Raw genomic sequence first — 24,627 nt, 5'->3', positions numbered from 1 at the left:
TCCACTACGCGAGTTTGATCGTTCAATAATAGCTTACAGACGTTGCTTAAACTGGTAATAACGCCCCTGCCGGGCTAACAAATCTGCGTGATTACCTTGCTCAATAATGTGTCCGTTGTCCATCACTATTATTTGATCAAAACGTGACAAGCCGCGCAGACGATGTGTCACCATCAGTACGGTTTTATCACGCATGGCATCGCCAATTAATTCAAGCATTTGGCTTTCTGTTGTTGCATCAAGCCCTTCGGTCGGTTCGTCCAGCAGCATCAGTGGGGCATCGTGCAATAAGGCACGAGCGATAGCCAGACGACGAAGTTCGCCACCAGAAAGCTGTCGACCCCCTTCGCCTAACCAGGCGTTGAGTCCATCACCCTCAAGCAGTTTGTCCAGACCGACGCGGCACAGCATCGCAGATAATGTGTCATCACTGGCGTGCGGTGCCGCCAGCAGAAGATTGTCGCGAAGCGTCGCGCTGAACAGGTGCACGCGCTGTGGCACGACGCTGATGCTCTGGCGCAGCGTGGTTTCACTGAGGGCTGAAATCGGCTGCCCATTAATCAGAATTTCGCCGTGCTGCAGATCCCATGCGCGGGTGAGTAATTGCAGTAACGTTGACTTACCGCATCCGGTGCGACCGAGAATCGCAATATGCTCACCGGGCTGAGCCTGCAGGGAAAGGGTGTCGAGCGCTTTTTGTGCTTGTCCCGGATAACTGAATGATACATCGCGTAGCGTGAGAGTGACCCGCTCAGAAACAGGGGAACCGGCATCCGGGAAGGTGACTTCTGGCTGCTGTTCAGTCAGTTCGGTGATGCGCAGCGCAGAGGCAATAACCTGTCCGAGATGCTGAAACGCGCCGGTGACGGGGGCTAATGCTTCAAATGCGGCCAACGCACAGAAGACAAACAGCGCGATCAGCGCACCCGGCTGGGTATTGCCACCTACGCCACCTGAGGCCATCCATAACATCACAACCACTGCCAGTGCGCCGACTAACAGCATGACCGCCTGTGATAGCGCCGTTAATTCAGACTGACGTCGTTGGGCTTCATGCCACTGCAACTCAGTGGCTTCCATTTGCGCGCGGTAACGTTCACTGGCACCAAAGATGGTCAGTTCAGCCTGGCCCTGCAGCCAGGATGTTAACTGCTGACGATACTGCCCACGTAAATGCGTCAAGCTTTGCCCGGTGCTTTTACCTGCCTGATAAAAGAGTGGGGGCAAGATAAATAAGGTCAGCAGCATAATACCGCCGAGAGTAATAGCTAGCGTGAAATCGAGAACGCTTAGCCCCAGCGTGACCACCATGATAACGACAAAAGCGCCTACAAGCGGGGAGAGCACGCGTAAATAGAGATGATCGAGCGTGTCGACATCCGCCACCACGCGATTAAGCAATTCACCTTGTCCATAACGGGACAGGCCAGCAGGAGAGAGCGGCAGCAGTTTGCTGAAGGTATATATACGCAAATGTTGCAGCACGCGGAACGTCGCGTCGTGGCTGACCAATCGCTCGAAATAGCGGCCCGCGGTGCGGGTGATTGCCGCACCGCGTACCCCGGCGGCAGGGAGCATATAGTTAAAACTGTAAATCCCGGTGACACCCACCACAGCAGAAGCCGACAGGAACCAACCGGAAAGCGTCAGCAAACCAATACTTGCCAACAGTGTGACGATCGCCAGAACGATCCCCAGGGTTAACATCCATTTGTGACGTTTATACAGTGTCAGATAAGGTAGCAAAGCGCGCATTTAGATGTCCTCCTGACGATGAGCCAGTAATGTCGCAAACGCCCCGTTGGCTGCGCTAAGTTCTGCATAAGTGCCTTGTTCAACGATCTGTCCGTCCTGCATCACCCAGATAGCGTCCCAGTCGGCAAGGTCTTCAAGTTGGTGTGTCACCATCAGCGTAGTCTGGCGGCGTGACGCTGCGTTCAACGCTTGCATCACGCGTTGTTCGCTGTGTGCATCCAGGCTGGCGGCGGGTTCATCCAGCAGCAGCAACTGACACGGATTGAGTAAGGCGCGAGCCACGGCAACGCGCTGCGCTTGTCCGACAGAAAGTCGAGCCGCCTGATCGCCTACTGGTGTATCTACACCCTGCGGTAGTAGCGGTAAAAACTCACTGACCCAGGCGCTGTCGAGTGCGGCCTGCAGCTGTTCTTCGCTGGCATCGGGGCGAGCGAGCAGCACGTTATCGCGTAACGTGGCGGCAGGGAGTTGCGGATTTTGTCCAACCCAGGACAGCTGTTTGCGCCAGCAATCAGGCGACAGGTCACGTAGTTCAAAGCCGTTAATTCGCAGCGATCCCTGATAAGAGAGAAATCCGGACAGGACATTGAGCAACGAACTTTTTCCGGAGCCGCTGCGGCCAACCAGCACCGCGCGTTGGCCCGCTGGCAGGGTAAAGTTGAGCGGGCCTGCAAGCACTTTACCTTCCGGCGAGGTGATGACCAGATCTTGTGCTTCAATTGAAACAGCGTCTTTTGTTGTCAGCTCAATGTCGCCACGCTCAGGATGTGCAAGCGGGGTTTCCATGAAGGTTTTCAGACTGTCTGCTGCACCAACGGCTTGTGCTTTGGCGTGATAAAACGTGCCCAGATCGCGCAGGGGCTGGAAAAATTCCGGCGCCAGAATGAGCGCGAGGAAGCCGGCAGCCAATGTGACACCTGTGCCGTAGTGTCCAAAATCGAGTTCGCCAAGGTAGGAAAAACCGAAGTAAACCGCGACCAGTGCGATGGACAGGGAGGTAAAGAACTCAAGGACACCGGATGACAGGAAAGCCAGGCGCAGGACTTCCATAGTGCGCTGGCGGAAATCCTGTGACGCAGCGCGGATGCTTTCCGTTTCGGCTTCACCGCGACCAAAGATTCTTAGCGTCTCCATGCCCCGCAGGCGGTCGAGGAAATGGCCGCTGAGGCGAGCAAGAGCCTGAAAATTGCGGCGGTTAGCGTCGGCAGCACCCATACCAACCATCGCCATAAACAACGGGATCAGCGGGGCAGTTCCAAGCAGAATAAGGGCGGCCACCCAGTTTGACGGGAATACCGCCGCCACGATCAATAAGGGGACGCATACGGCCAACGCCATTTGCGGCAGATAACGTGCATAGTAATCATGCATATCGTCAATCTGCTCCAGGATCAACGTGGCCCAACTCCCAGCCGGTTTGCCTTGTATCCAGGCCGGACCTGCCTGTTGCAGACGGTCAAGCACCTGGCGGCGAATTTCAAAGCGAATATGCTGTCCTGCGTGAAACCCGACCCGTTCGCGTAACCAGACGACCCATGCCCGCAGGATGAAAATCAATACCAGCACGATGAAAGGAAGCAGAAGCGCCTCTCGGGGAATATTGGCCATGATCATATGGTCCAGAATTCGGGCCATGAGCCAGGCCTGAGCGACAATTAACAGGCCGCTCACGAACCCCAACAGGCGCGAAATGTTCAGCCATCGTTGGGAAATTACACTTTGCTGTTTTAACCAGCGGGTCAGCTCTTTTTGACGGGTTTTATTCATTGCACGCTTAGCAGGTGAGTTATTGGAATTTATGGGCAGGGCAATGTTACAACGAGGCAAAAATAAAGGCGACTTATAGTCGCCTTTTTTACTTTTGTTACTGATTTGTAAAACTTATTTGCAAGCGTCCGCCAGACCGTCGAGATAACGTTCTGCATCAAGCGCGGCCATACAGCCCGTGCCCGCAGACGTAATCGCCTGGCGATAAATATGGTCCATCACGTCACCGGCTGCGAAGACACCCGGAATGCTGGTTTGAGTGGCATTGCCGTGAATACCGGACTGAACTTTGATGTAGCCGTTTTCCAGTTCAAGCTGACCGTCGAAAATAGCGGTATTAGGGCTGTGACCGATAGCGACAAATAACCCGGCAACGTCAAGTGATTCCACGTTGTCAGTGTTTTGCGTATCGCGCAGACGCAGTCCGGTTACGCCCATTTGATCGCCGGTCACTTCTTCCAGCGTGCGGTGGGTGTGAAGCACGATGTTGCCGTTTTCAACTTTATCCATCAAACGTTTGATGAGAATTTTCTCCGCGCGAAAGCTGTCGCGACGGTGAATCAAATGCACTTCAGATGCGATATTCGCCAGATATAGCGCTTCTTCAACAGCGGTGTTGCCGCCGCCGATCACCGCAACTTTTTGGTTACGGTAGAAGAAACCGTCGCAGGTCGCGCAGGCGGAAACGCCACGGCCTTTGAATGCTTCTTCTGAAGGCAGACCCAGGTAACGTGCTGAAGCGCCGGTGGCGATGATCAGTGCGTCACAGGTGTATTCACCGCTGTCGCCGGTCAGACGGAAAGGACGGTTTTGCAGATCAACTTTGCTGATGTGATCAAAAATGATTTCAGTGTCAAATTTGGACGCATGTTCGTGCATACGTTCCATCAGCAGCGGGCCAGTAAGATCGTGCGGATCGCCAGGCCAGTTTTCCACTTCTGTTGTTGTGGTCAACTGACCACCTTTTTCCATACCGGTAATCAGTACCGGTTGCAGGTTCGCGCGTGCAGCGTAGACCGCAGCGGTATACCCCGCAGGGCCAGAGCCCAGAATAAGAAGTTTACTGTGTTTGGTTGCGCCCATGAGATCCCCATAGTTGTTGGCAGGCAATGAGCAGGATTGTAGGGAATTTACAGACGTAAAAAAAGAGTATGGCGATTTTGTTAACAATATGTGTAATAGCAGAAACCGATGAACGGGGTGATCAGCCGTAATACTATAACGATTTCTACTTAAAATCGGTCAGTTATAAGGTGATAAAATGACGATTTTCCATCACTGCGAATGAATAACTGGCATGTTGTACTAAAAATCGATGTTTTGCTTTGACAATCCCCTGCTGTTTTGCGAAAACATTCAAGGAAGAAAAAAACTGTGTCATGTATGTGCTGCATAATCATGCATGTAGATACCATGTTTACCGTGTTAGCGAAATCTACGCATGGTGTGGACAGATGCCATTCGTGATGTCGATAGCCGCCGACAGGCAACGGTCTTCTCACCATAAACCCAGACATTGCGAACCGAAAATCCCTCTGGGTTGCGGTTTATTTTGATGGGTAGCGACTCTGAACAGTGATGTTGGTAGAGTCAGGCAGGAGTAGGGAAGGAATACAGAGAGACAATAATAATGGTAGATAGTAAGAAGCGCCCTGGCAAAGATCTCGACCGTATCGATCGTAACATTCTTAATGAGCTGCAAAAGGATGGGCGTATTTCTAACGTCGAGCTTTCTAAACGTGTGGGACTTTCACCAACGCCCTGCCTTGAGCGTGTGCGTCGGTTGGAAAGACAGGGTTTTATTCAGGGCTATACAGCGCTGTTAAACCCGCATTATCTGGATGCATCACTTCTGGTTTTTGTTGAGATTACTCTGAATCGTGGCGCCCCGGATGTGTTTGAACAATTCAACTCTGCAGTACAAAAACTTGAAGAAATTCAAGAGTGTCATTTGGTTTCCGGTGATTTCGACTATTTGCTGAAAACACGCGTACCGGATATGTCGGCATACCGTAAACTGTTGGGGGAAACCCTGCTGCGTCTGCCTGGCGTGAATGACACACGTACTTATGTAGTCATGGAAGAAGTCAAACAGAGCAATCGTCTGGTAATTAAGACGCGCTAACACGGAACAGGTGCAAAATCGACGCAGTTTGATTACACTCCTGTTAATCCATACAGCAACAGTGCCGGGGTAACCCGGTGCTGTTGTCCGTTTTAGCATCGGGCAGGAAAAGCCTGAAACCTGGAGAGCCGTTTTTGAGCCAGGAATACACTGAAGACAAAGACGTCACATTGACGAAGTTAAGCAGCGGGCGCCGACTTCTGGAAGCGCTACTGATTCTTATTGCCCTTTTTGCCGTCTGGTTGATGGCTGCCTTACTCAGCTTTAACCCTTCGGATCCCAGTTGGTCACAAACCGCATGGCATGAACCTATCCATAATCTGGGGGGAATACCCGGAGCATGGTTGGCGGACACGCTGTTCTTTATTTTTGGCGTCATGGCCTACACCATTCCCGTCATCATTGTTGGCGGCTGTTGGTTTGCCTGGCGACACCAGGCCAGCGACGAATACGTCGATTATTTTGCCGTCTCGCTGCGCATTATTGGCGTTCTGGCGCTGATTCTCACTTCCTGCGGGCTGGCCGCAATTAACGCCGATGACATCTGGTATTTCGCCTCTGGCGGCGTGATCGGCAGTCTGCTCAGCACTACGCTACAACCCTTACTGCACAGCAGCGGCGGCACGCTGACGTTGTTGTGCATTTGGGCGGCGGGATTAACGCTGTTCACCGGTTGGTCATGGGTGAGCATTGCGGAAAAACTGGGCGGCTGGTTACTCAATATCCTGACGTTTGCCAGCAACCGTACCCGCCGCGACGATACCTGGGTCGATGACGAAGAATATGAAGATGAAGAAGAGTCTGTCGATGCCGCTGATGGCAAACCCCATGAATCGCGTCGGGCTCGTATTCTGCGCGGTGCGTTAGCGCGCCGTAAGCGTCTGGCAGAGAAATTTACCAACCCGCTTGGTCGTCATACCGATGCGGCGCTGTTCTCCGGCAAACGCATGGATGATGAAGACGAAATTGAATACAGCGCCCGTGGCGTGGTTGCCGATCCTAACGATGTGCTGTTTTCCGGCAATCGCGCGACGCTGCCTGAATATGACGAGCTTGACCCACTGCTTAACGGCCACTCGGTGACCGAGCCTGTGGCTGCAGCAGCCGCAGCTACAACGGCCGCTCAGGCCTGGAGCGCGCCGGTAGATCCGTTGCTGCAAACCTCGCCCGTGACCAACACTGTTATGGAGCAACCGGCTCCAGCCGTAGCCTGGCAATCCGCACCAGGCCCGCAAACCGGTGATGCCGCGATTGCACCAACGCCTGAAGGTTATCCGCATTCAGCCCAGTACGCGCAACCTCCGGTGCAGCAGCCGTATGAGCCATGGCAACAGCCGGTTGTGGAGGAGAGTCCGCAGCCGCAATATTACGCACCGCAGCCGGAACCTGTTTATGCGCAGCCAGTCGCGCCGCAGCCGGAACCTGTTTATCAGCCAGAGCCTGTGCTGCAGCCTGTCTATCAACAGGATCCGACCTCTCAACAGAACGCCACATTCCAGCAGCCTGCTTATCAGCCGGAGCCTGCGCCGCAACCTGTTTATCAGCAGGAATCAATCCCTCAACAGAGCACTACGTTCCAGCAGCCTGTGGTTGAACAACCGCTTGTGGTGGAACCTGAGCCCGTGGTTGAAGAAGTTAAACCGACTCGTCCGCCGCTCTATTACTTTGAAGAAGTCGAAGAGAAACGTGCGCGTGAGCGTGAGCAACTGGCCGCATGGTATCAGCCGATTCCAGAACCTGCTCAGGAGCCTGAGCGTATTAAACCGTCTACGCCATCTATGCCGACGACTGCATCCATACCGCCCGTTGAGTCTGTTGCAGCTGTTGCACCGCTGGCTGCCGGTGTAAAAAGCGCCGCTTTAGGGGCGGGTGCAGCAGCAGCTGCACCTGTCTTTAGCCTTGCGGGCAGCGGTGCGCCGCGTCCGCAGGTGAAAGAGGGGATTGGCCCGCAGTTACCGCGCCCAAATCGTGTGCGCGTGCCTACTCGCCGGGAATTGGCGTCGTATGGCATCAAACTGCCGTCACAGCGTATGGCTGAAGAGAAAGCGCGCGAAGAGCAGCTTGATACAGATGCGTACAATGACGATGAAATGGATGCAATGCAGCAGGACGAGCTGGCACGCCAGTTCGCTCAGTCGCAGCAGCATCGTTATGGCGAAGAGTATCAAGACGATACCCACCAGACTGATGACGAAGATTCAGCCGCAGAAGCGGAACTGGCTCGCCAGTTTGCTTCTTCTCAGCAGCAGCGTTATTCCGGTGAACAGCCTGCCGGAGCGAATCCGTTCTCGCTCGATGACTTTGAATTTTCGCCAATGAAAACGCTGGTAGATGAGGGGCCGCATGAGCCACTGTTTACGCCTGGCGTGATGCCGGAGCCTGCGCCGCAGTACCAGGAACCAGTTGCACCGCAGCAGCATTATCAGCAGCCGGCGCAGCCTGTCGCACCGCAGCAGCATTATCAGCAACCGGCGCAGCCTGTCGCACCGCAGCAGCATTATCAGCAACCGACGCAGCCTGTCGCACCGCAGCAGCATTATCAGCAGCCAGCGCAGCCTGTCGCACCGCAGCAACATTATCAGCAGCCAGCGCAGCCTGTTACGCCGCCGCCGCAGGATAGTCTGATCCATCCGCTGCTGATGCGTAATGGCGACAGCCGTCCGGCGCACCGTCCAAGCACGCCGCTGCCATCGTTAGATCTGCTTACACCGCCGCCGAGCGAGGTTGAGCCGATAGATACGTTCGCGCTGGAGCAAATGGCACGTCTGGTGGAAGCGCGTCTGGCGGATTTCCGCATTAAAGCCGATGTAGTGAACTACTCTCCAGGCCCGGTGATTACCCGCTTTGAGCTTAATCTGGCTCCTGGGGTTAAAGCGGCGCGTATTTCCAACCTGTCGCGAGATCTGGCGCGTTCATTGTCGACCGCAGCGGTACGTGTGGTTGAGGTTATTCCAGGCAAACCGTATGTCGGACTGGAGTTACCGAATAAAAAACGTCAAACCGTTTATCTGCGTGAAGTGCTGGATAACGCTAAATTCCGTGATAATTCATCTCCGCTGACTGTGGTGCTGGGTAAAGATATTGCGGGCGAACCGGTGGTGGCCGATCTGGCAAAAATGCCGCACCTGCTGGTAGCAGGGACAACCGGATCCGGTAAGTCTGTTGGGGTGAACGCCATGATCCTCAGCATGCTGTACAAGGCGCAGCCGGAAGACGTTCGCTTTATCATGATTGACCCGAAAATGCTGGAACTGTCGGTTTATGAAGGCATTCCGCATCTGCTGACCGAAGTCGTGACCGACATGAAAGATGCTGCTAACGCCTTGCGCTGGAGCGTCAATGAAATGGAACGTCGCTACAAGCTGATGTCGGCGCTTGGCGTGCGTAACCTTGCCGGTTATAACGAGAAAATCGCCGAAGCCGCCCGCATGGGACGTCCGATTCCGGACCCTTACTGGAAGCCGGGTGACAGTATGGATGTTCAGCATCCGGTGCTGGAAAAACTGCCGTATATTGTTGTGCTGGTGGATGAATTCGCCGACCTGATGATGACGGTTGGCAAAAAGGTGGAAGAACTGATTGCTCGTCTGGCGCAAAAAGCGCGTGCGGCGGGGATCCACCTGGTGCTGGCAACCCAGCGACCGTCGGTTGACGTTATCACCGGACTGATTAAAGCGAACATTCCAACGCGTATCGCCTTTACCGTGTCAAGTAAAATTGACTCGCGTACCATCCTTGACCAGGGCGGAGCGGAATCGCTGTTAGGTATGGGTGACATGCTCTATTCCGCACCGAACTCGACGATCCCTGTGCGTGTTCACGGCGCCTTTGTCCGCGACGAAGAAGTTCACGCAGTGGTACAGGACTGGAAAGCGCGCGGTCGTCCACAATACGTCGACGGCATTACTTCTGACAGCGAAAGCGAAGGAGGCGGTGGCGGTTTTGATGGTGGCGAAGAGTTGGATCCGCTGTTCGATCAGGCGGTAAACTTTGTGACCCAGAAACGCAAAGCCTCAATCTCCGGCGTCCAGCGTCAGTTCCGCATCGGCTACAACCGAGCGGCGCGCATCATCGAGCAGATGGAAGCGCAGGGTATTGTCAGCGAACAAGGGCATAATGGTAATCGTGAAGTGCTGGCTCCGCCGCCCTTCGAATGATTGCAAAGTTAAGTAATTCAGTATTTTCTACTTTCCTCATGCTGATTTTTGGCCTGAAATGGATAGCAGAGGGATCTCCCCGTTGGGAGTGACGTATTTTGAGGAATAACGATGAAAAGAATCGCAATCACCTGTGCATTACTGTCGAGCTTTGTGATGAGCAGCGTCTGGGCTGACGCTGCCAGCGACCTGAAAAGCCGTCTGGATAAAGTCAGTAGCTTCCATGCCAGCTTTACTCAGAAGGTCACGGACGGCAGCGGCGCAGCGGTGCAGGAAGGTCAGGGTGATTTATGGGTTAAACGTCCTAATCTGTTTAACTGGCATATGACCCAGCCTGATGAGAGCATCCTGGTTTCCGATGGGAAAACGCTGTGGTTCTTTAACCCGTTTGTTGAACAGGCGACCGCGACCTGGCTGAAAGACGCCACGGGCAATACGCCGTTCATGCTGATCGCGCGTAACCAGGCCAGTGACTGGCAGCAGTACAACATTAAGCAAAACGGCGATGATTTCGTGCTGACGCCAAAAACCAGCAGCGGTAACCTGAAGCAGTTTACGATCAATGTTGGGCGTGACGGGACGATCCATCAGTTTAGCGCCGTTGAGCAAGACGATCAGCGCAGCAGCTATCAGCTGAAATCTCAGCAGAATGGTGCGATTGAACCTTCCAAATTCACCTTTACCCCGCCGCAAGGTGTAACGGTTGACGATCAACGTAAGTAGAGGCGTGTGAGTGAGCAATCTGTCGCTCGACTTTTCTGATAATACCTTTCAGCCACTGGCCGCACGTATGCGGCCAGAAAATTTAGCGCAGTATATCGGCCAGCAGCATTTGCTGGCTGCGGGTAAACCCTTGCCGCGCGCTATCGAGGCGGGGCACCTGCACTCCATGATTTTATGGGGGCCGCCGGGGACGGGAAAAACTACGCTTGCCGAAGTCATTGCCCGTTACGCTAACGCCGATGTCGAACGCATTTCGGCGGTTACGTCTGGTGTAAAAGAGATTCGTGAAGCGATTGAGCGTGCGCGTCAGAACCGTAACGCTGGTCGGCGTACGATCCTGTTTGTCGACGAAGTTCACCGTTTTAATAAAAGCCAGCAGGATGCGTTTTTACCGCATATTGAAGACGGTACCATCACGTTTATTGGCGCCACCACCGAAAACCCCTCGTTTGAACTGAACTCGGCGCTGCTGTCACGCGCACGCGTTTACTTACTGAAATCGTTAACCACCGACGATATTGAACAGGTGCTGGACCAGGCGATGTCAGATAAAGCGCGGGGTTACGGCGGCCAGGATATCGTACTGCCGCCAGAGACGCGTCGGGCTATTGCCGAACTGGTTAATGGTGACGCGCGCCGGGCGCTGAATACGCTGGAAATGATGGCCGATATGGCCGAAGTTGATGATTCTGGCAAGCGCGTATTGAAACCAGAATTGCTCACTGAAATTGCCGGTGAGCGCAGCGCACGCTTCGATAATAAAGGCGATCGCTTTTACGATCTCATCTCCGCATTACATAAATCGGTTCGCGGCAGTGCACCGGATGCCGCGCTTTATTGGTATGCGCGCATCATTAGTGCAGGCGGTGACCCGCTGTATGTTGCTCGTCGCTGCCTGGCAATTGCCTCTGAAGATGTGGGCAATGCCGATCCTCGCGCCATGCAGGTGGCAATTTCCGCATGGGACTGCTTTACCCGCGTGGGACCAGCGGAAGGCGAACGTGCGATTGCTCAGGCGATTGTTTATCTGGCCTGCGCGCCGAAAAGTAATGCAGTTTACACCGCCTTCAAAGCCGCGCTGGCTGATGCACGTGAACGTCCGGATTACGACGTGCCGGTTCACCTGCGCAATGCGCCGACGAAGCTGATGAAGGAGATGGGCTACGGTCAGGAGTATCGTTACGCCCATGATGAACCAAATGCCTATGCCGCCGGAGAAGAGTACTTCCCGCAGGAAATGGCACAAACGCGCTATTATCACCCCACAAACAGAGGTCTTGAAGGCAAGATTGGCGAAAAGCTCGCCTGGCTCGCCGGACAGGATCAAAATAGCCCTATAAAACGCTACCGTTAGTGTTATCGTTGCGGTAATGTTGTCTCTGTATCCCTGTGACCGCAGGCTGTGGTCACTTTCTCCTATTTTAATTCGATAAGCACAGGATAAGCATGCTCGATCCCAATCTGCTGCGTAATGAGCCAGACGCAGTCGCAGAAAAACTGGCAAGCCGGGGCTTTAAGCTGGATGTAGATAAGCTGCGCGCTCTTGAAGAGCGTCGTAAAGTTCTGCAGGTACAAACTGAAAACCTGCAGGCAGAGCGTAACTCTCGATCGAAATCCATCGGCCAGGCAAAAGCGCGCGGGGAAGATATCGAGTCTTTACGTCTGGAAGTGAACAAACTGGGCGAAGAGCTGGATGCCGCGAAAGCTGAACTTGATACCTTACAGGCCGAGATCCGCGATATTGCGCTGACCATTCCTAACCTGCCAGCGGACGAAGTTCCGGTGGGTAAAGATGAAAATGACAACGTCGAAGTCAGCCGCTGGGGTACACCACGTGAGTTTGATTTCGAAGTGCGCGATCACGTTACTCTGGGTGAAATGCACACGGGTCTTGATTTCGCCGCAGCGGTTAAGCTGACTGGCTCTCGTTTCGTTGTTATGAAAGGCCAGATCGCGCGCATGCACCGTGCGCTGTCTCAGTTCATGCTGGATCTGCATACCGAACAGCATGGTTACAGCGAAAACTACGTTCCGTATCTGGTTAACCATGACACGCTGTACGGAACAGGCCAACTGCCGAAATTTGCTGGCGATCTGTTCCACACCCGTCCGCTGGATGAAGAAGCTGACAGCAGCAACTATGCGCTGATCCCAACTGCAGAAGTGCCGCTGACCAACCTGGTGCGTGACGAAATCATTGACGAAGATGCGCTGCCGATCAAAATGACTGCGCATACGCCGTGCTTCCGTTCTGAAGCAGGTTCTTACGGTCGTGATACCCGTGGTCTGATCCGTATGCACCAGTTCGATAAAGTTGAGATGGTGCAGATCGTTCGCCCGGAAGACTCTATGGACGCGCTGGAAGAGATGACCGGTCATGCTGAGAAGGTCCTGCAACTGTTGGGTCTGCCGTATCGCAAGATCATCCTGTGCACTGGCGACATGGGCTTCGGCGCATGCAAAACCTACGATCTGGAAGTGTGGATCCCGGCGCAGAACACCTATCGCGAAATCTCATCTTGCTCCAACGTGTGGGATTTCCAGGCTCGTCGTATGCAGGCGCGTTGCCGCAGTAAATCCGATAAAAAGACCCGTTTAGTACATACGCTGAACGGTTCTGGTCTGGCGGTAGGACGTACGCTGGTTGCGGTAATGGAAAACTATCAGCAGGCTGATGGTCGCATTCAGGTTCCGGAAGTGTTGCGTCCGTACATGAATGGCCTGGAATTCATCGGCTAAGCTACCTTTCCCTGCTAAAAAAGCGCCTTCGGGCGCTTTTTTTATGCCCGTTTGACGTCGGACAATAACGACTACCTCCATAGGAGTAATACTGCCTTCAAATGAAAGTCAGTATTTATCTCTGTCTTTTCGCAAATTCAGTATCTACCAGTCTGTATATCGATAGTAACGTTATATAAAAATCTATACAACGAATATTTGCCTTTTGTTTATTGTGAGCAGCAGAGTGAGCCACTATGAAAACTAAGATCCCCGATGCCATGCTGGCAGCTGAGGTTAGTCGCCGAGGTTTGGTGAAAACGACGGCGATAGGCGGACTGGCGGTGGCCAGTAGCGCGTTTACCCTGCCATTTACCCGTATTGCAAATGCTGCAGAAGCCCTTAATCCAACACAGGCCAGTGAGAAAGTCATCTGGAGCGCGTGTACGGTGAACTGTGGTAGCCGCTGTCCTCTGCGTATGCACGTGGTAGATGGTGAAATAAAGTATGTTGAAACCGACAACACCGGTGATGACAACTACGACGGTTTGCACCAGGTACGCGCCTGTCTGCGTGGGCGCTCTATGCGCCGTCGCGTCTATAATCCCGATCGTCTGAAATACCCGATGAAACGCGTCGGCAAACGTGGCGAAGGTAAATTTGAGCGTATCAGCTGGGATGAAGCCTACGACATCATTGCCAGCAATATGCAGCGTCTTATCAAAGACTACGGCAACGAGTCTATCTACCTGAACTACGGCACAGGTACGCTGGGCGGCACCCTGACACGCTCCTGGCCACCGGGCAAAACGCTGGTAGCACGTCTGATGAACTGCTGTGGTGGCTACCTGAATCACTACGGTGACTACTCTTCAGCGCAAATCGCTGCCGGGTTGAACTACACCTACGGCGGCTGGGCAGACGGTAACAGCCCGTCAGACATTGAAAACAGCAAGCTGGTGGTTCTGTTCGGGAATAACCCAGGTGAAACCCGTATGAGCGGGGGTGGGGTAACCTATTACCTTGAACTGGCGCGACAGAAATCCAATGCCCGCATGATCATTATCGATCCTCGCTACACGGATACTGGCGCGGGTCGTGAAGATGAGTGGATCCCCATCCGTCCGGGTACGGATGCCGCGCTGGTAAATGGGCTGGCCTATGTTCTGATCACCGAAAACATGGTTGATCAACCGTTCCTTGACAAATATTGCGTAGGTTACGACGAGAAAACCTTACCGGCCGATGCACCGAAAAACGGTCACTATAAGGCGTATATTCTTGGGCAGGGCAACGACGGTATTGCCAAGACCCCGGAATGGGCTGCGCAAATTACCGGTATTCCTGCTGAACGAATCGTCAAACTGGCACGTGAAATCGGTAGCGCTAAACCGGCATACATCAGCCAGGGGTGGGGACCGCAGCGTCATGCTAATGGTGAAATAGCGACCCGCGCCATTTCTATGCTGGCTATTCTGACCGGTAACGTTGGGATTAACGGCGGCAACAGCGGGGCGCGTGAGGGCTCATACAGTTTGCCGTTTGAACGTATGCCTACGCTGGAAAACCCTGTAGAAACCAGTATCTCGATGTTTATGTGGACGGACGCCATTGAGCGAGGTCCGGAGATGACGGCGCTGCGTGACGGTGTTCGTGGTAAAGATAAACTCGATGTTCCGATTAAGATGATCTGGAACTATGCGGGTAACTGCCTGATTAACCAGCACTCCGACATCAACCGCACACACGAAATCCTACAGGATGATAAGAAGTGCGAGATGATCGTTGTCATCGACTGCCATATGACCTCCTCGGCGAAATACGCGGATATTTTGCTGCCGGACTGTACTGCTTCGGAGCAGATGGACTTCGCACTGGATGCCTCCTGCGGGAATATGTCGTATGTGATTTTCACCGATCAGGCGATCAAACCACGCTTCGAATGCAAGACTATCTACCAGATGACCAGCGAGCTTGCGAAACGCCTAGGCGTTGAGCAGCAGTTTACAGAAGGTCGCACTCAGGAAGAGTGGATGCGTCATCTGTACGAGCAGTCGCGCAAAGCGATTCCTGAACTGCCAACGTTTGAAGAATTCCGCAAGCAGGGGATCTTTAAACAGCGTGACCCACAGGGGCATCACGTGGCGTACAAGGCGTTCCGTGAGGATCCTGACGCCAATCCGCTGACTACTCCGTCAGGTAAGATCGAAATTTATTCGCAGCAACTTGCCGAGATCGCGGCGACCTGGGAACTGCCGGAAGGTGATGTGATTGATCCACTGCCGATTTATACCCCAGGATTTGAAAGCATAAACGATCCTCTGGCGGAGAAATTCCCTCTGCAATTGACCGGTTTCCACTACAAATCTCGCGTCCACTCTACCTATGGCAACGTGGATGTTCTGAAAGCATCCTGCCGTCAGGAAATGTGGATCAACCCGATGGATGCGCAGAGACGCGGCATTAACAACGGCGACAAGGTGCGCATCTTTAACGATCGTGGTGAAGTGCACATCGAGGCTAAAGTAACGCCGCGTATGATGCCTGGCGTGGTGGCACTAGGCGAAGGGGCGTGGTATGACCCGGACGCAAAACGCGTGGACCAGGGCGGTTGTATTAACGTCCTGACGACCCAGCGTCCGTCTCCTCTCGCGAAGGGGAACCCATCACACACGAACCTTGTTCAGGTTGAAAAGGTGTAAGGAGTAACCGATGACAACCCAGTATGGATTTTTTATTGATTCCAGCCGTTGCACCGGTTGCAAAACCTGCGAACTGGCCTGCAAAGATTTTAAAAATTTAACCCCGGAGGTCAGCTTCCGCCGCATTTATGAGTATGCAGGCGGTGACTGGCAGGAGGATAACGGCGTCTGGCATCAGAACGTCTTTGCCTATTACCTCTCCATTGCGTGTAACCACTGCGAAGACCCAGCCTGTACCAAGGTGTGTCCGAGCGGCGCGATGCACAAACGTGAAGATGGCTTTGTCGTTGTCGATGAGGACGTGTGCATTGGCTGTCGGTATTGCCACATGGCCTGTCCTTACGGCGCGCCGCAGTACAATGCTGAAAAAGGGCATATGACTAAATGCGATGGCTGCCATGAGCGCGTCGCTGAAGGTAAAAAACCTATCTGCGTCGAATCCTGCCCACTGCGTGCGCTGGATTTTGGTCCGATTGAAGAGCTGCGCAAAAAGCATGGCACCCTGGCTGCGGTTGCGCCACTGCCGGGCGCGCACTTTACCAAACCGAGTATTGTCATCAAACCTAACGCCAATAGCCGCCCGACCGGGGATACCACAGGTTATCTGGCCAATCCGAAGGAGGTGTAAGATGGGAAGTGGATGGCATGAATGGCCGCTGATGATCTTCACGGTCTTCGGACAGTGTGTGGTTGGTGGCTTTATCGTTCTTGCGCTGGCGTTGATGAAAGGTGACTTGCGTCCAGAATCGCAGCAGCGCGTGATTGCCAGCATGTTTGGATTGTGGGTATTAATGGGCATTGGCTTCATTGCTTCTATGCTCCACCTGGGCTCGCCGATGCGCGCCTTTAACTCGCTCAATCGCGTTGGGTCTTCGGCGTTGAGTAACGAAATTGCCAGCGGTTCAATCTTCTTTGCCGTTGGTGGTATCGGCTGGCTGCTGGCCACGTTGAAAAAAATGTCGCCCGCATTACGCAATCTGTGGTTAGTTGTCACCATGGTGCTGGGTGTGGTTTTTGTCTGGATGATGGTACGCGTTTATAACACCATTGATACTGTGCCGACCTGGTACAGCGTCTGGACTCCGCTGGGCTTCTTCCTGACGATGTTTATGGGCGGTCCGCTGCTGGGGTATCTGTTACTGAGAATTGCTGGCGTGGATGGTTGGGCTATGCGCCTGCTGCCGGCAATTTCAGTGCTTGCTCTGGTCGTAAGCGCCATCATGTCTGTCATGCAGGGGGCTGAACTGGCGACGATCCACAGTTCGATTCAACAGGCTTCTGCGCTGGTTCCGGATTACGGCTCGCTGATGGCGTGGCGGATTGTGGCGCTGGCATTAGCGTTGTGCTGCTGGATTGTACCGCAAGTGAAGGGTTACCAGCCTGCCGTTCCGCTGCTTTCCGTGGCGTTTATTTTGCTGTTAGTCGGCGAGCTGATTGGTCGTGGCGTGTTCTACGGGCTGCATATGACAGTCGGTATGGCGGTGGCGAGTTAATCCAAACTATGCCGGATGGTAGCTTGCGTCTTATCAGGCCTACAGATCCGTAGGCCTTAAAGCTGCGCGTCATCAGGCAATATGTCAGGCCAGGGTTTTCGCCCTGGTTTTACTTCTGCTTAGTTAACGTGTCGTAGCTGGTCATCAGATTGCGGTAGTCCGGAATGTGATTCGAGAACAGCGTTGCCAGACCTTCGATATCGTTGCGCCAGTCGCGGTGCAGCTCGCACGCTACTCCGAACCATGTCATCAACTGAGCGCCTGCTTGAGACATCCGATCCCAAGCTGAATGACGGGTAATTTCATTAAATGTGCCTGAAGCATCGGTTACCACAAAGACGTCAAAGCCTTCTTCAATAGCTGAGAGCGCAGGGAAGGCGACGCAAACTTCCGTCACGACACCGGCGATAATCAGCTGCTTTTTGCCGGTCGCTTTCACTGCCTTCACGAAATCTTCGTTATCCCATGCGTTAATGTTTCCTGGGCGAGCAATATAGGGCGCATCGGGAAATTGCGCTTTCAGTTCCGGTACCAGCGGCCCGTTTGGTCCTGTTTCAAAACTGGTTGTCAGAATGGTTGGGAGGTTGAAGTATTTTGCTAAGTCACCCAAGGCTAGCACGTTGTTTTTAAATTTATCGGGATCGATATCCCGAACCAGAGAGAGCAGGCCAGCCTGATGGTCGACCAGCAGTACTGCCGCATTATCTTTATCAAGTCTTACGTAAGGTTTAGTCATGATATTTCTCCTGTTCAGCATCAGTGGGGGAAATTTGATGAGTTTAAGTCTACGAAAAGAACGATATCTGGAGTAGATGCCTAAATAAGAACTCACTGTTCTATTTTGAAGACAATGCAGCTCAGCATCCCGCATTGAGTTTAGTAAGAAATAAAAGTAAGGGTAATCCATGAAATTTTTCGACTGAACGTAACGCGAGATTTTTGTTTTAGATCAATAAAAACAAGCAGATGTGATTTTGTGTTTTTTATCTATTCACATTAAGAATCAGTAATGCAAATCGATCGACCAGAAAGCGCCTCAGCCCTTTGATTACGCCGATTGACAATGTTTTTAGCAGTGGCATGATGCGCATGAAATTTGAACTTCCTCACGGTTTTTATTCATGTCCACCTATACCCGTCCCGTCATGCTATTGCTGTGCGGGCTACTTCTGTTGACCCTGGCGATCGCCGTGTTAAACACGCTCGTCCCGCTTTGGCTCGCCCATGAAAATCTGCCCACCTGGCAGGTAGGTGTGGTGAGCTCGTCTTACTTTACCGGTAATCTGGTAGGGACGTTGTTGACAGGGTATTTAATAAAACATCTGGGTTTTAACCGCAGCTATTACATCGCCTCGCTTATTTTTGCCGCGGGCTGTGTCGGGCTGGGGATTATGGTGGGATTCTGGAGCTGGATGACCTGGCGTTTTATCGCCGGTGTTGGCTGCGCCATGATTTGGGTGGTGGTGGAAAGCGCGCTGATGTGCAGCGGGACTTCGCGTAATCGCGGACGTTTGCTTGCCGCCTATATGATGATCTATTACGTGGGGACGTTTTTAGGCCAACTGCTGGTGAGTAAAGTATCCACGGAATTGATGAATGTCCTGCCGTGGGTGACGGGTACTATCCTGGCGGGTGTTTTGCCACTGCTGTTTACGCGCATTGCCAATCAGCAGGGTGATGGGCAGCAGTCTACGCCTATTGTCTCCATGCTGAAACTCCGCCAGGCGCGTCTGGGCGTGAATGGCTGTATTATTTCCGGGATTGTGCTGGGGTCTTTGTATGGCCTGATGCCGCTGTATCTCAATCATCAGGGGGTGAGTAACGCCAGCATTGGTTTCTGGATGGCGGTCCTGGTAAGTGCAGGTATTCTGGGGCAATGGCCGATTGGCCGTCTGGCGGACAAGCTGGGACGTCTGTTGGTTTTACGCGTCCAGGTCTTCGTGGTGATCGTCGGAAGTATCGCCATGCTGAATCAGGCGGCGATGGCGCCCGCGTTGTTTATGTTGGGTGCGGCAGGCTTTACCCTCTACCCGGTCGCGATGGCCTGGGCCTGTGAAAAGGTGGAGCATCATCAGCTGGTCGCCATGAATCAGGCATTGTTATTGAGCTATACCGTGGGCAGTCTGCTGGGTCCTTCATTTACTGCGATGCTGATGCAGAATTATTCAGATAGCTTGCTGTTTATCATGATCGCCAGCGTATCGTTTATTTATTTACTGATGCTGTTGCGTAAAACGGGCCATACACCCAATTCTATTGCGCACATTTGACCTGATTTAACAGAATATGAACAGGTTCCCATACATACTGTTTATGTATGCTTTATGGGAACCTGCATTATTTTATCACACACTTCTTTCCTGAAAATAAAGTGTGCAGAAGGTTATAGTTTTACATCCTGCCGTTTCCGCTCGCTCATTTTACCGCGCATAATCCCACGCCTCATTTATTGATAATCATAAAGCTTCCACGAAGGATTGCGTATGGCTGGTGTGCAGGAAAAACAATTGCGATGGTACAACATTGCATTGATGTCTTTTATTACCGTTTGGGGTTTTGGCAACGTCGTTAACAACTATGCCAATCAGGGATTGGTTGTTGTCTCCTCTTGGATATTTATTTTCGCGCTCTATTTTATTCCTTATGCGTTGATCGTCGGGCAGCTTGGTTCAACTTTTAAAGAGGGTAAAGGCGGCGTCAGTACCTGGATTAAACATACCATGGGGCCAGGGCTGGCCTATCTTGCTGCATGGACCTATTGGGTTGTGCATATTCCTTATCTGGCGCAAAAACCGCAGGCTATTCTGATTGCGCTGGGATGGGCGCTGAAGGGCGATGGTTCGTTGATTAAAGAGTACACCGTTGTGGCGTTGCAGGGGCTGACGCTGGCGCTGTTTGTCTTTTTCATGTGGGTTGCGTCCCGTGGCATGAAATCGCTGAAAATTGTTGGGTCAGTTGCAGGCATTGCGATGTTTGTGATGTCCATTTTGTATGTCGTGATGGCGGTAACTGCGCCTGCAATTACGGATGTGCAGATAGCGACAACCAATATCACCTGGGAATCGTTTATCCCGCACATTGATTTTACCTACATTACCACGATCTCCATGCTGGTCTTTGCCGTGGGCGGCGCGGAGAAAATTTCGCCATACGTTAATCAGACACGTAATCCGGGCAAAGAATTTCCGAAAGGGATGCTCGTTCTGGCTGTTATGGTGGCGGTATGTGCGATTCTCGGGTCGCTGGCTATGGGAATGATGTTTGACTCCCGGCATATTCCAGATGACCTGATGACGAATGGTCAATATTACGCCTTCCAGAAACTGGGCGAGTATTATGGTATGGGTAATTCGCTGATGGTTATTTACGCGATTGCCAATACGCTGGGACAGATTGCGGCATTGGTATTTTCTATTGATGCACCGCTTAAAGTTCTGCTGGGTGATGCTGATCGTAAATATATTCCCGAGAGCCTGTGTAAAACCAACGCTTCCGGTACGCCGGTAAATGGTTATATTCTGACGCTGGTGCTGGTGGCGATTCTGATTATGTTGCCAACACTGGGAATTGGCGACATGAATAATCTGTATAAATGGCTATTGAATCTTAACTCTGTCGTGATGCCATTGCGTTATTTATGGGTGTTTGTGGCGTTCATTGCCGTTATTCGTCTGGCGCAAAAATATAAATCGGAATATGTCTTTATTCGCAACCGATCGCTTGCAATGACCGTGGGGATCTGGTGCTTTGCCTTTACCGCATTTGCCTGTCTGACTGGGATTTTCCCGAAAATGGAAGCCTTCACCCCAGAGTGGACATTCCAGCTCACGCTGAATATTGTGACGCCATTTGTGCTGGTTGGACTGGGATTGATTTTCCCGTTACTGGCGAGAAGAGGGCGTTAAGGCAGAGTCAGGTGGGTAACGTATCTGTTACCCACCATAAAAATCAATACATCACTTTATGTCCATATTGCTCGAGAATACCCTTCACGCGCTCCATGGTCTCTTTCTTCGGCGGTTTGACGCCATCCAGTTTGTACTCTTCGCCCATTGCCACCCATTTGTGTTTACCCAGCTCGTGGTAAGGCAGCAGCTCGATTTTTTCAACGTTGCCCATATCGCGGGTAAATTCGCCAAGGCGGTGTGCGGAGTCGTCATCGTCAGACCAGCCAGGTACGACAACATAGCGGATCCACACTTTGATGTCTTTGTTGGACAGGTAACGCGCGAACTCGAGTGTACGATGGTTAGACACACCCACCAGATTCTGATGGATTTCATCGTTCATCTGTTTGAGATCGAGCATGACCAGGTCGGTGACTTCCAGCAGCTCATCGATCACCGGATCGTAGCGGCGAACAAAACCGTTAGTATCCAGACAAGTATGAATACCTTCTTTTTTACAGGCCCGGAACCAGTCACGTACGAATTCAGCTTGCAAGATAGCTTCGCCGCCAGACGCTGTCACGCCGCCTCCGGAGGCGTTCATAAAGTGGCGGTAGGTCACCACCTCTTTCATTAATTCGTCAACGGTAACTTCTTTACCGCCGTGCGTATCCCACGTGTCGCGGTTATGGCAATACAGGCAGCGCATCAGGCAGCCCTGAAAGAAGGTAATAAAACGGATGCCCGGGCCATCAACAGTGCCACAGGATTCAAAGGAGTGAATGCGACCAATAACTGACATTGCGGTGTTTCTCCAGGTGTGGCCCATCCGGGGCCAGTGTTAGTGCACAGTTATTAACTGTGTCGAGTCTGTTTTGGCTGCTATCCATAAGTATAGATGGCTGACAAAGCAGGCTATTAAAAAGGCCCCACTTACGTGGAGCCTTTATTGTACGCTTTTTAAAGTACGATTTCAGTCAAAACCAATTACATGGTCTGAGTGAAGGTACGAGTGATAACGTCCTGCTGCTGTTCTTTAGTCAGGGAGTTAAAACGTACTGCGTAGCCAGAAACGCGGATGGTCAGCTGCGGATATTTTTCCGGATGTTCCATCGCATCCAGCAGCATTTCACGGTTCATGACGTTCACGTTCAGGTGCTGACCACCTTCAATGGACGCTTCGTGGTGGAAGTAACCATCCATCAGACCTGCCAGGTTGGTCTTACGAACTTCGTCGTCTTTACCCAGAGCGTTCGGAACGATAGAGAAGGTGTAAGAGATACCATCTTTAGCGTAAGCAAACGGCAGTTTAGCAACGGAGGTCAGAGAGGCAACAGCACCTTTCTGGTCACGGCCGTGCATTGGGTTAGCACCCGGTCCGAACGGCGCACCAGCACGACGACCATCTGGGGTGTTACCAGTTTTCTTACCATAAACCACGTTAGAGGTGATGGTCAGAACAGACTGAGTCGGGATAGCGTTACGATAAGTAGTCAGTTTCTGAATTTTCTTCATGAAACGTTCTACCAGGTCAACCGCCATGTCATCAACGCGAGAATCGTTGTTACCAAACTGCGGGTATTCGCCTTCGATTTCGAAGTCGATAGCCAGACCGTCTTCGTCACGAATCGGTTTAACTTTCGCATATTTGATTGCAGACAGGGAGTCAGCAGCAACGGACAGACCAGCGATACCACACGCCATGGTGCGGATAACGTCACGGTCGTGCAGCGCCATCAGAGAGGCTTCGTAGCTGTACTTGTCGTGCATGTAGTGGATAACGTTCAGTGCAGTGACGTACTGTTTAGCCAGCCAATCCATGAAGTGATCCATGCGGTCCATAACTTCGTCGAAGTTCAGAACGTCGCCTTTGATCGGTTCAGATTTAGGACCAACCTGCATTTTCAGTTTTTCATCAACGCCACCGTTGATTGCGTACAGCATGGTTTTCGCCAGGTTTGCACGCGCACCGAAGAACTGCATTTGTTTACCAACAACCATCGGGCTTACGCAACAAGCGATAGCGTAGTCGTCGTTGTTGAAGTCCGGACGCATCAGGTCATCGTTCTCGTACTGCAGAGAAGAGGTGTCGATGGACACTTTAGCGGCGAATTTCTTGAAGTTCAGAGGCAGTTTTTCAGACCACAGAACGGTGATGTTCGGCTCCGGAGAAGGACCCATGGTGTACAGGGTGTTCAGGAAGCGGAAGCTGTTTTTGGTAACCAGAGTACGGCCATCAACGCCCATACCACCGATTGATTCAGTTGCCCAAATCGGGTCACCGGAGAACAGTTCATCATATTCAGGAGTACGCAGGAAGCGAACCATACGCAGTTTCATGACCAGGTGGTCGATCATTTCCTGTGCGTCTTGCTCGGTGATTTTGCCTGCTTTCAGGTCACGTTCGATGTAAGCATCCAGGAAGGTGGATACGCGACCGAAGGACATTGCTGCACCGTTCTGAGATTTAACTGCGGCCAGGTAGCCGAAGTAAGTCCACTGGATAGCTTCCTGAGCGTTGGTAGCCGGACCAGAGATATCGCAGCCATATTTAGCAGCCATTTCTTTGATCTGACCCAGAGCGCGGTGCTGTTCAGCGATTTCTTCACGCAGACGGATAGTTGCTTCCAGGTTTACGCCGTTTTCCAGATCGGACTGCAGAGAGACGAACTGAGCGTATTTGTCTTTCATCAGGTAGTCGATACCGTACAGCGCAACGCGACGGTAGTCACCGATGATACGGCCACGGCCATAGGCATCTGGCAGACCAGTCAGAACACCGGATTTACGGCAGTTCAGAATGTCTTTGGTGTAAACATCGAATACGCCCTGGTTGTGGGTTTTGCGGTATTCGGTGAAGATTTTTTTCAGCATCGGATCCAGTTCGCGATTGTACGCTTTGCAGGAACCTTCAACCATTTTGATGCCGCCAAACGGAATGATCGCACGTTTCAGCGGAGCTTCAGTCTGCAGACCAACAATCTTCTCGAGCGCTTTGTTGATGTAGCCAGCGTCGTGAGAAGTGATGGTAGAAGCAACGGAGGTGTCAAAGTCAACAGGCGCGTGAGTGCGGTTTTCCTGTTTAACGCCTTCCATCACGCTGTCCCACAGTGCAGTGGTCGCATCAGTTGCGCCAGCCAGGAAGGACTCGTCACCCTCATATGGAGTGTAGTTTTTCTGAATGAAGTCACGTACGTTTACTTCATTCTGCCAGTCACCTTTGGTAAAACCTTCCCAGGCTGTGGCTAACTTTTCATTAAGCTCGGACATGTAACACCTACCTTCTTAAGTGGATTTTTT

The 24,627-nt window shown here is 52.4% G+C and carries 16 protein-coding genes; 10 read left to right on the top strand and 6 right to left on the bottom strand.

Translation table 11 applies throughout. The features are described from left to right. Positions 1 to 33: 33 nt before the first annotated feature. The 3 genes from cydC to trxB form a co-directional block, all read right to left on the bottom strand. Positions 34 to 1,755, bottom strand: coding sequence for a heme ABC transporter ATP-binding protein/permease CydC (gene cydC / locus OGV74_RS17830; RefSeq protein WP_086503904.1), 1,722 nt, complete (start codon positions 1,753 to 1,755; stop codon positions 34 to 36). After that, on the bottom strand, positions 1,756 to 3,522 hold the full coding sequence (cydD, locus tag OGV74_RS17825; protein WP_061547817.1) for a heme ABC transporter permease/ATP-binding protein CydD: 1,767 nt from the start codon (positions 3,520 to 3,522) through the stop codon (positions 1,756 to 1,758). 114 nt (positions 3,523 to 3,636) lie between these two features. After that, the gene (gene trxB / locus OGV74_RS17820; protein WP_003035727.1) at positions 3,637 to 4,605 is read right to left on the bottom strand and encodes a thioredoxin-disulfide reductase; all 969 of its coding nucleotides are present in this window, start codon (positions 4,603 to 4,605) and stop codon (positions 3,637 to 3,639) included. 547 nt (positions 4,606 to 5,152) lie between these two features. Here trxB and lrp point away from each other — a divergent pair. From lrp to OGV74_RS17780, 8 genes are all read left to right on the top strand, one after another. Further along, positions 5,153 to 5,647, top strand: a complete 495-nt coding sequence (gene lrp, locus OGV74_RS17815) for a leucine-responsive transcriptional regulator Lrp (protein ID WP_002439523.1) — start codon at positions 5,153 to 5,155, stop codon at positions 5,645 to 5,647. 134 nt (positions 5,648 to 5,781) lie between these two features. Then, on the top strand, positions 5,782 to 9,804 hold the full coding sequence (ftsK, locus tag OGV74_RS17810) for a DNA translocase FtsK (protein ID WP_086503905.1): 4,023 nt from the start codon (positions 5,782 to 5,784) through the stop codon (positions 9,802 to 9,804). A 111-nt stretch (positions 9,805 to 9,915) separates the two neighbouring features. Further along, positions 9,916 to 10,527: an outer membrane lipoprotein periplasmic chaperone LolA gene (gene lolA, locus OGV74_RS17805; RefSeq protein ID WP_286521301.1), complete on the top strand. Its 612-nt coding sequence runs from the start codon at positions 9,916 to 9,918 to the stop codon at positions 10,525 to 10,527. Positions 10,528 to 10,537: 10 nt separating this feature from the next. Further along, on the top strand, positions 10,538 to 11,881 hold the full coding sequence (gene rarA, locus OGV74_RS17800; RefSeq protein WP_003836910.1) for a replication-associated recombination protein RarA: 1,344 nt from the start codon (positions 10,538 to 10,540) through the stop codon (positions 11,879 to 11,881). 92 nt (positions 11,882 to 11,973) lie between these two features. Then, positions 11,974 to 13,266 carry a serine--tRNA ligase gene (serS, locus tag OGV74_RS17795; RefSeq protein WP_003836908.1) on the top strand — a complete coding sequence of 431 codons (1,293 nt, stop codon included), beginning with the start codon at positions 11,974 to 11,976 and terminating at the stop codon, positions 13,264 to 13,266. Between the two features lie 236 nt (positions 13,267 to 13,502). Further along, positions 13,503 to 15,947, top strand: coding sequence for a dimethylsulfoxide reductase subunit A (gene dmsA / locus OGV74_RS17790; protein ID WP_286521299.1), 2,445 nt, complete (start codon positions 13,503 to 13,505; stop codon positions 15,945 to 15,947). Positions 15,948 to 15,957: 10 nt separating this feature from the next. Next, positions 15,958 to 16,575, top strand: coding sequence for a DMSO/selenate family reductase complex B subunit (locus OGV74_RS17785; protein ID WP_003035741.1), 618 nt, complete (start codon positions 15,958 to 15,960; stop codon positions 16,573 to 16,575). Position 16,576: 1 nt separating this feature from the next. Then, on the top strand, positions 16,577 to 17,440 hold the full coding sequence (locus OGV74_RS17780; RefSeq protein WP_086503906.1) for a dimethyl sulfoxide reductase anchor subunit family protein: 864 nt from the start codon (positions 16,577 to 16,579) through the stop codon (positions 17,438 to 17,440). Positions 17,441 to 17,549: 109 nt separating this feature from the next. On the opposite strand, the gene ycaC is transcribed toward OGV74_RS17780, so the two are convergent. Continuing rightward, on the bottom strand, positions 17,550 to 18,176 hold the full coding sequence (gene ycaC / locus OGV74_RS17775) for an isochorismate family cysteine hydrolase YcaC (RefSeq protein ID WP_003035746.1): 627 nt from the start codon (positions 18,174 to 18,176) through the stop codon (positions 17,550 to 17,552). A 385-nt stretch (positions 18,177 to 18,561) separates the two neighbouring features. Here ycaC and OGV74_RS17770 point away from each other — a divergent pair, with 385 nt between their 5' ends. Beyond that, positions 18,562 to 19,710, top strand: coding sequence for an MFS transporter (locus tag OGV74_RS17770; protein WP_003035748.1), 1,149 nt, complete (start codon positions 18,562 to 18,564; stop codon positions 19,708 to 19,710). 213 nt (positions 19,711 to 19,923) lie between these two features. Further along, on the top strand, positions 19,924 to 21,345 hold the full coding sequence (locus OGV74_RS17765; RefSeq protein ID WP_003035749.1) for an amino acid permease: 1,422 nt from the start codon (positions 19,924 to 19,926) through the stop codon (positions 21,343 to 21,345). 43 nt (positions 21,346 to 21,388) lie between these two features. Here OGV74_RS17765 and pflA read toward each other — a convergent pair whose 3' ends face one another. Both pflA and pflB read right to left on the bottom strand, forming a co-directional pair. Then, positions 21,389 to 22,129, bottom strand: a complete 741-nt coding sequence (gene pflA / locus OGV74_RS17760; protein ID WP_003035751.1) for a pyruvate formate lyase 1-activating protein — start codon at positions 22,127 to 22,129, stop codon at positions 21,389 to 21,391. Between the two features lie 185 nt (positions 22,130 to 22,314). Next, positions 22,315 to 24,597, bottom strand: a complete 2,283-nt coding sequence (pflB, locus tag OGV74_RS17755; RefSeq protein WP_003035753.1) for a formate C-acetyltransferase — start codon at positions 24,595 to 24,597, stop codon at positions 22,315 to 22,317. Positions 24,598 to 24,627: the final 30 nt, after the last annotated feature.

This window comes from Citrobacter sp. Cf116 (genome assembly GCF_030336505.1).
In the GTDB taxonomy this organism is placed as follows: Bacteria; Pseudomonadota; Gammaproteobacteria; order Enterobacterales; family Enterobacteriaceae; genus Citrobacter; species Citrobacter freundii.
The sequence above is the reverse complement of the archived record's forward strand: the minus strand, read 5'-3'. Positions and strand labels throughout refer to the sequence as shown.